This window comes from Actinomadura sp. 7K507, assembly GCF_004348425.1.
In the GTDB taxonomy this organism is placed as follows: domain Bacteria; phylum Actinomycetota; class Actinomycetes; order Streptosporangiales; family Streptosporangiaceae; genus Spirillospora.
In genome coordinates this window covers 1-7,594 of record NZ_SMKK01000340.1, presented here as the reverse complement: position 1 = coordinate 7,594, position 7,594 = coordinate 1, and the positions used below count along the sequence as shown (strand labels likewise).

The following is a 7,594-nucleotide window of genomic DNA, read 5'->3' as shown; positions in this document are numbered from 1 at the left end:
GGACCCGCTCGGGACCTACGGGGCGCTCGCGCGGCGGTACGGGGACGCGGTGCGGGTGCCGTTCGGCAGGGAGCGGGCCCTCTACGTGCTGTCGCGGCCCGAGCATGCCGAGCGTGTTCTGGTGGCCAACCAGGACAATTATGTGAAGGCGTTCACCTATCGTCCGCTGCGGGCGGTCCTCGGGGACGGGCTGCTGACCAGCGAGGGGGAGACGTGGCGGCGGCATCGGCGGGTGGTGCAGCCGGTGTTCGCGCAGCGGCATGTCGTCGGGTTCGCGCCGGGGATCGTCGAGACGGCCGTCGCCGCTGTCGAGCGGTGGCCCGATGGGGTGACGCTCGACGCGGCGGGTGAGCTGCGGCGGTTGACCCTGGACATCGTGGGACGGGCCCTGTTCGGCAGTGAGCTTGCCGGTGAGGCCGGGCGGACGGGGCGTTCCCTGGAGGCCCTCCAGCGAGGGACGGTCATCGGGACGTTCCTGCCGGGCGCGACCGCCAGGCGTGGGTTGTATCAGCGCGTTCCTGGGTTGGGTGGAGCGATCGGCCAGTTGGACGAGTTGGTCCAGCGGGTCGTCAGGGGGCCGTCCGGTGGTGAGCTTCTGCATCTGCTCAAGGAGCGTGGTGAGTTCTCTGAGGCGGAGCTCCGCGACGAGGTTCTGACCTTGCTGCTGGCCGGGCACGAGACCACTGCTGCGTCTCTGGCGTGGACGTTCGTCCTGCTGTCGCGTTATCCGGCGGCGCGGGAACGGCTAGAGGACGAGGTCGACGACGTGCTCGGGGGCAGGGAACCGCGTGCCGAGGACCTGGACAGGCTGCCCTGGACGCGCGCCGTCCTGGAAGAGGCGATGCGGATCTATCCGCCGGCCTGGACGATCGAACGCGATGCCGTTGCGGCCGACGACATCGCCGGCGTGCAGGTGCCTGCGGGGGCGACCATCGCCGTCCCGCCCTATCTCCTGCACAGGAATGTGGAGATCTGGCCCAACCCTGAGGGGTTCCAGCCAGAACGGTTCATGGGGGAGTCGGACCGTCCCCGGTATGCCTATCTTCCGTTCGGAGGAGGTCGGCGTATCTGTGTCGGGGCCGGGTTCGCGATGCTGGAGGCCGTGCTGGTGCTGGCGACGCTCAGCCGCACTCACCGTCTCGACCTGGCGCCGGGGGCGCCCGTGCGCGGGCGGGCCGAGATCACGTTGCGCCCGGCCGGGCCCGTCCCGATGCGAGTGACACGCAGGTAGGCCCGGCGGAACAGCACTGTCCGGCATCTCGGTTGCCTCGCGTTCAGGCGGGCTTGATGTTGTGGTTGCGGTGGAAGACGTTCTGGGGGTCGTAGGTCCGTTTGATCTCGCGGAGCCGCCGGTGGTTCTCGGGGGTGTAGGCGGTGGCCGTCCTGGACGGGTCGTGCAGGAAGTTCAGGAACGAGCCGCCGGTCGAGTACGGCACCAGCGGCGCCGCCGTCCCGGGGGAGCCGTTGACGGTGATCGAGAAGGGCACGTCCCGGTGTCCGACCGGTCCGGCGTCCGCGGCGGGACGGGCCATCGCGCCGCCCCAGTGCCGGATCTCGATGCCGGCCGCGTCGCTGTCGGCGATGGCGGCGATCAGCGGGTTGGGCAGGTCGGCGAACAGGTGGAACTGGAGAGGCGGGATGCCGCCGAGCGACTCGGTCCCGGCGTACGGCATCGGCCGGAAGTCCTCGTGCAGTGGCGGGCCGCCCGCCTTCCACAGAGATCGCAGCGCCCGCCGCGCGTCGTCCGGGTCGCCGGTGTGGACGCCGCGGACGGCGATGACGCGTCCGTACCGCTCGTCGCCGGTCACGAGGATCGAGATGGTCAGCTCGTCGGGACGGGTCGCGGATTCGTCCCGGAACCGGGCGAGCACGTCGGCGGTCCGGTCGGCGGAGAACAGCGCGGTACCCGCGTAGACGGTGGAGACCGGGTGGAGCCGGAACTCCAGTGAGGTCACGACACCGAAGTTGCCGCTGCCGCCCCGCAGTGCCCAGAACAGGTCGGGGTTGTGGTCGGCGTCGGTGCTCAGGTGCCGGCCGTCGGCGGTGACGACGCCGGCGCGCAGCAGGTGGTCGGCGGCGAACCCGTACCTGCGGGACAGCCAGCCGACGCCGCCGCCGAGGGTGTAGCCGGTGACGCCGACGGACGCGTGCGAGCCCGACAGCGGGGCCAGTCCGAGGGGCGCGGCGGCGGCGATGACGTCGCTCCAGCGGGCGCCGGGGCCGACGCGGGCGGTTCGGCTTGACGGGTCGACCAGCACGCGCGCCAACCGCGAGGTCTTGAGAAGCACGCCGTCGTCGGGCGGGACGACGGTGCCGTGCCCGGTGGCTTGGACGGTGAGCGGCAGGCCCCGGTCGCGGGCGGTGAGGATCGCGGCCCGGATGTCGGCCGGCCCTTCGGCCTCGACGGTGAGCGGGCCGGCGGGCTGGGTGGTCGTCCGGGTGGCGAACGGAGTGTTCATGATCTTTTCCCTCCAGGGTTCCCTGACTCTGTGCGGCGCCGGTCTGGCCGGTGCGTCCTGGAAAAGAAGATATAGTCACGAATCTTGATAGTCAAGATCCGTGACTATATTTACCGGCGGTCCTGCAGGGTGCAGCCGTCCGCCCGTGACCTGTGCCGATGTGAGTACGCCGTCTTTGTGGGCACATCGGAGGGCATGAACATCACAGGGATCATCACCGCGATCGTCATCGGCGCGATCATCGGTGCGCTGGGGCGGCTGCTCCTGCCGGGGCGGCAGCCCATCGGCGTCATCATGACCGTGGTCGTCGGCATCGCGGCGGCACTCATCGGGACGGCGATCGCGCAGTCGGTCGGCGTCGACACCACCGCCGGCATCGACTGGATCGAGCTGGTGTTCCAGGTCGGCCTGGCGATGATCGGCGTCGCGGCCGTCGCCGCGTTCAGAGCGCGCCGCAAGCACCGCGACGTCGAACGCTGACCGCCCGCGGTCCTGACTGGACAAACCCACCGTGCCCTGGACGGGTGGCCGGCCGTCGCCTGTGCGGCGGTGAAACGGCTCGCCGCGGCATGCGGGGTTCTCCCTGAAGATCTCGCCAAATGGGGGTTGCGGGCGTCGAAACTTTGCTCTCATGGTGCGACCGATCAATCGCTTAGAGTGACGGCCGTCCAGGGGAGGCCAGATGGTGGGGGACTCGAAGATCACGGGACGCGGGGGGAGCGGACCGGGACCTTCAAGGGGCTATGCGCCCATAGCGGGTTATGAGCGGTTCCAGTTGCTCAGCGGGAGGTTCCGGCGGGCCGCGCTGGTCGTCGCCACGATCTCCCTTGGGTGGTATTTCGCGTATGTCGGGCTGTCCGCGTTCGCCCGGGACTTCATGGGACGGACGGTCGCGGGCCACGTCAACGTCGCGCTGCTGCTCGGCGTCCTCCAGATCGTCTCGACGTTCGCGCTGGCCTGGGCGTACGTGGCGTACGCGCGGCGGAGGCTGGACCCGCTTGCCGGTGAGCTGCGGTGATCGAGCACAACGCGCTGGCGTTCGGGCTCTTCGTCGCGTTCATCCTGATCACCCTCGGGATCACGGTCTGGGCGCGGATCAACACCCGGGGCGCCGACGACTTCTACGCGGGCGGGCGGACGTTCTCCGGCCCCCAGAACGGGGTGGCGCTGGCGGGCGACTACATGTCGGCCGCGTCCTTCCTCGGCATCGCGGGGATCATCGCGCTGTCCGGCTACGACGGCTTCCTGTACTCGATCGGCTTCCTCGTGGCGTGGCTGATCGCGCTGCTGCTGGTCGAGATGATGCGCAACGCGGGCCGGTTCACGATGGCGGACGTGCTGTCGCAGCGGGTGCGGCGGCAGGCACCGGTGCGCCGGGCGGCGGTCGTCTCCACCGTCACCGTGTCGGTGTTCTACCTGCTGGCGCAGATGGTGGGGGCGGGCGCGCTGGTGTCGCTGCTGCTCGGCATCCACAGCGGGGAGCGGTTCCTCGGGATGTCCGCGGGCACCGCCGAGACGGTGACGATCGTCACGGTGGGCGCGCTCATGATCTGCTACGTGGCGTTCGGCGGGATGAAGGCCACCACCTGGGTGCAGATCATCAAGTCCGTCCTGCTGATGGCCGGCTCGGTCGTGCTGACGGTGATGGTGCTCGGCAGGTTCGGGTTCGACGTCAGTTCCATGCTCGGGTCCGCCGCGGACTCCAGCGGGAAGGGCGAGGCGTTCCTGCGGCCGGGCCTGCGGTACGGGCAGGACGTCCCCGGCGACACCTACGGGACGATCGTCAACAAGCTCGACTTCATCAGCCTCGCCGTCGCGCTGGTGCTCGGCACGGTGGGCCTGCCGCACATCGTCAACCGGTTCTTCACCGTCCCGGACGGCCGCGCCGCCCGCACGTCGGTGTCGTGGGCGATCGGGCTCGTCGGCGCCTTCTACCTGATGACGCTGGCGCTGGGGTTCGGTGCCGCGGCGCTGGTGGGACGGCAGGCGATCGTCGCGCAGGACCCGTCCGGCAACACCGCGGTGCCGCAGCTCGCCCAGGCCGTCGGGGAGCACGCCGGCGGGCACCTCGGCGGTGACGTCATGCTGGCGTTCATCGGCGCGGTGGCGTTCGCGACCATCCTCGCCGTCGTGTCCGGGCTGGTGCTGGCCTCGTCCACGTCGCTCGCGCACGACTATTTCGGCCAGGTGCTGATGTTCGGCCGTCCCCGGGAGTCGCAGGAGGTCGCGGTGGCCCGGTTCGCGGCGTTCCTGGTCGGCTCGCTGGCCATCGTCCTTGCGGTCGTCGCCCGGAACCTGAACGTGGCGTTCCTGGTGGCGCTGGCGTTCGCGGTGGCGGCCGCGGCCAACCTGCCCGCGATCGTGCTGACGCTGTTCTGGCGGCGGTTCACCTCCAGCGGGGTGGTCGCCGGGATCTATGGCGGCCTGATCAGCTCGCTGGTGCTGGTGTTCTTCTCGCCGGTCGTGTCGGGGAAGACCGACCCGGTGACGGGCGAGAACCTCTCGCTGTTCCCGGCGGGTGTCGACTTCCACCTGTTCCCGCTGGAGAATCCCGGCATCGTCTCGATCCCGATCGGGTTCGCGTGCGCGATCGCCGGAACCCTACTCGGGCGAGAGGACCCCGACCCGGACCGCCACGACGACCTTTCGGTCAGAGCCCTGACCGGCGCGGGCTCCCACTGACGCCCGCCCGGCTCAGATGGGGGGCAGGGCGGCGGTGACTCGCCGGAGGGAAAGGGCTAGCATTTTGTCGGTGAACTTGTTACCGACGGGTATCGGGTGGCTCGCCGGGACGGTGACGGGGCAGGTCGCGGAGCGGATCGCCGGGTAGGTCGCGGGCAAGAAGATCCGCGCTGTCCTGGACGTGCCCTAATGCGTCGAGTGCCCGGGCCGAGGCCGGTTCGCGTGGCAGAATGTCAACTCGCCGTGCAGCGCGGCGGTCTGCCGGGGAGGGAGGTGCGGCGGCGTGTCCGAAGCCGGTCGACGCCGTCCAGCGCGTGCCCGACCGGCGACCCGGCTCGGCGCCCGGACGACCGCGGCCCTCACCGCGCTGACCCTCGGCGCCGCCATCGTCGTTCCGGCCGCGATCGCGACCGGTGACGCGCCGCACAGGGAACGGACCGTGCGCGGCGCGGCGGCCGGCGTCCTCGCCAACGCGCCGACCGACCAGATCCGCAGCCGCGAGTGGCACCTGCAAGCGCTCCGCACCACCAAGGCGTGGAAGTACACCAGGGGACGCGGCGTCACCGTCGCGGTCCTCGACACCGGCGTCGACAAGAACCATCCCGATCTCACCGGCCAGGTCATCACCGGGCCCGACCTGACCGGCGGAGTGCGTCCTCCGGGCACCCGCTATTGGGGCCTGCACGGGACGTCGATGGCCAGCATCATCTCCGGTCACGGCCACGGGCCGGGGCTCGCGCAGGGGATGATGGGCGTCGCGCCCCAGAGCCGCATCCTGTCCGTCCGCGTCACGCTGGAGAACGACGACCCGCTGCGGCGCGACAACGGCCAGCAGGACGGGACCGGTGACCGCGACGCCGTGGCCCAGGGCATCCGCTACGCCGTCGACCAGGGCGCCGAGATCATCAACATGTCGCTCGGCGGCGGACGGCAGTTCTACAACGGCACCAAGTCCCAGGAGAGCGCGATCAAGTACGCGCTCGGCAAGGGCGTCGTCCTGATCGCCTCCGCGGGCAACGACGGCTCGGGCGCCAACCGCAAGAACTTTCCCGCCGCGTACCCCGGAGTGATCGCCGTCGGTGCGCTCGACCGCCGCCTGCGCCTCTGGAAGGACAGCAACCGGCGCTCCAACTCCGCCGTCTGCGCGCCCGGGGTGGACATCGTCAGCGCCGACGCCAGCAACGGCTACGTCGTCGGGACGGGGACCAGCGCCTCGTCGGCCATGGTCGCCGGGGTCGCCGCACTCGTCCGGTCCCGCTACCCGAGGCTGACCCCGGCCGAGGTCCGGCAGGCGCTGATCCAGGGGTCGCCCGCCCGGCGCGGATACCCGAGCGGCTCGTCCACCTGCCGCGGGACGGTCGACGCGCTCCGGACGCTCTACGCCGCCCACCAGATCAACAAGACGTCCAGCGGGCCGGTCGAGGCACCGCCCGCGACCCCGGCGCCCGAGCCGGTGGCGGAGGACACCGCGGAGGACGCGGGCCTCCTGCTCCCGCTGGTCCTCGGCGGCGGCGGAGTGCTGGTCGTCATCGGGCTCGTGCTCGGCTGGCGGCAGCGGGGCCGCCGCGAGGACGACCTCGACGAAGACGAAACCGACGCGGTGCCCGACTACGGCCTGCCGGCCGCGCCGGCGGCGGCGCGCCAGCCCGCGGGCGCGGCCGCCGTACCGGCGGGCCCCGCCGCCGTGGCACCCGAGGTCGCCCCGGTCAACGCGCCGCTCTGGCAGAGCACAGACGTGTACCAGGGGCCGCCGCCCGCACCGGACGTCCCGCCGCAGGACCTCCGACGCGAGGACCCCTCGCTGTGGGACGGCGTCCCCGTGGACGGCACGTCGTGGGACGAATCCCCCGTGAGCGCGGCCGCGGCCCCGTGGGACGCTTCCCCAGCAGACGGCGCTCCGGCGAACGTCTCCTGGGGCGGCTCGCATGTAAACGACCCGCCTGTGGACGACCCGCCTGTGGACGGCTCGGGCGACGGCTCGTCGTGGGACGGGTCGCCGCTGGAGACCGCACCCCTGGACGCGGTTCCGCCGGGAGGCCCGCCGTGGGGGGCTTCCTGGGACGGGGAGGGATCGTCCGAGCTTGATGAGCCTCGACCGCCGGCTTCCAGCCAGCCGCCGGCTTCGGACGGGCCGCCGGTCTTGCCGCACGACTTGCGTCCTTTCGTCCCCGGCGAGTTCGCGGCGAACGGACGCAACGGGCAGGGGCCGGGGAACGGGCACGACGCCGGCAACGGCCACCACGCCGGCGGCCTGAACGGAACCAACGGTAACGGGCTCAACGGCAACGGGCTCAACGCCATCGGCTTCCACGGTTCCGATGTCGACGGCCCGGCGTCCGTCGACCCGGTCGGCTTCGACGATGACGGCTGGGAGGCGTTCCGGCGCACCACCCTCGACGGGCCCGGATCGCCGGAGAGCCCCACCGCCGCTTTCCCGGCCGTCCCCCCGGAGC

At 71.6% G+C, this 7,594-nt stretch carries 6 protein-coding genes; 5 read left to right on the top strand and 1 reads right to left on the bottom strand.

Annotation, left to right across the window (positions count from 1 at the left end):
* On the top strand, window positions 1–1,231 hold a 1,231-nt coding region (locus E1285_RS41630; RefSeq protein WP_132160230.1), incomplete at its 5' end, for a cytochrome P450.
* 43 nt (window positions 1,232–1,274) lie between these two features.
* On the opposite strand, the gene E1285_RS41625 is transcribed toward E1285_RS41630, so the two are convergent.
* Window positions 1,275–2,459 (bottom strand): FAD-binding oxidoreductase, encoded by a 1,185-nt coding sequence (locus E1285_RS41625; protein ID WP_132160228.1) that lies wholly within the window; start codon window positions 2,457–2,459, stop codon window positions 1,275–1,277.
* 195 nt (window positions 2,460–2,654) lie between these two features.
* On the opposite strand from E1285_RS41625, the gene E1285_RS41620 reads away from it, so the two are divergent.
* The 4 genes from E1285_RS41620 to E1285_RS41605 form a co-directional block, all read left to right on the top strand.
* Entirely contained in the window at window positions 2,655–2,939 is a 285-nt protein-coding gene (locus tag E1285_RS41620; RefSeq protein ID WP_132160226.1) for a GlsB/YeaQ/YmgE family stress response membrane protein, read from the top strand.
* Between the two features lie 295 nt (window positions 2,940–3,234).
* Complete coding sequence (locus E1285_RS41615; RefSeq protein WP_243723424.1) at window positions 3,235–3,477, top strand: DUF485 domain-containing protein; 243 nt, start codon at window positions 3,235–3,237, stop codon at window positions 3,475–3,477.
* The gene (locus E1285_RS41610; protein ID WP_132160222.1) at window positions 3,474–5,141 is read left to right on the top strand and encodes a cation acetate symporter; all 1,668 of its coding nucleotides are present in this window, start codon (window positions 3,474–3,476) and stop codon (window positions 5,139–5,141) included. The genes E1285_RS41615 and E1285_RS41610 overlap by 4 nt, the downstream gene beginning before the upstream one ends.
* Before the next feature lie 283 nt (window positions 5,142–5,424).
* Window positions 5,425–7,594: S8 family serine peptidase (locus E1285_RS41605; RefSeq protein ID WP_132160220.1), on the top strand; the 2,170-nt coding region annotated here is incomplete at its 3' end.

Excerpts from the sequence above, each read along its gene's own strand:
- E1285_RS41625 (WP_132160228.1), bottom strand. The coding sequence starts at position 2,459 with ATGAACACTCCGTTCGCCACCCGGACGACCACCCAGCCCGCCGGCCCG.
- E1285_RS41620 (WP_132160226.1), top strand. The coding sequence starts at position 2,655 with ATGAACATCACAGGGATCATCACCGCGATCGTCATCGGCGCGATCATC.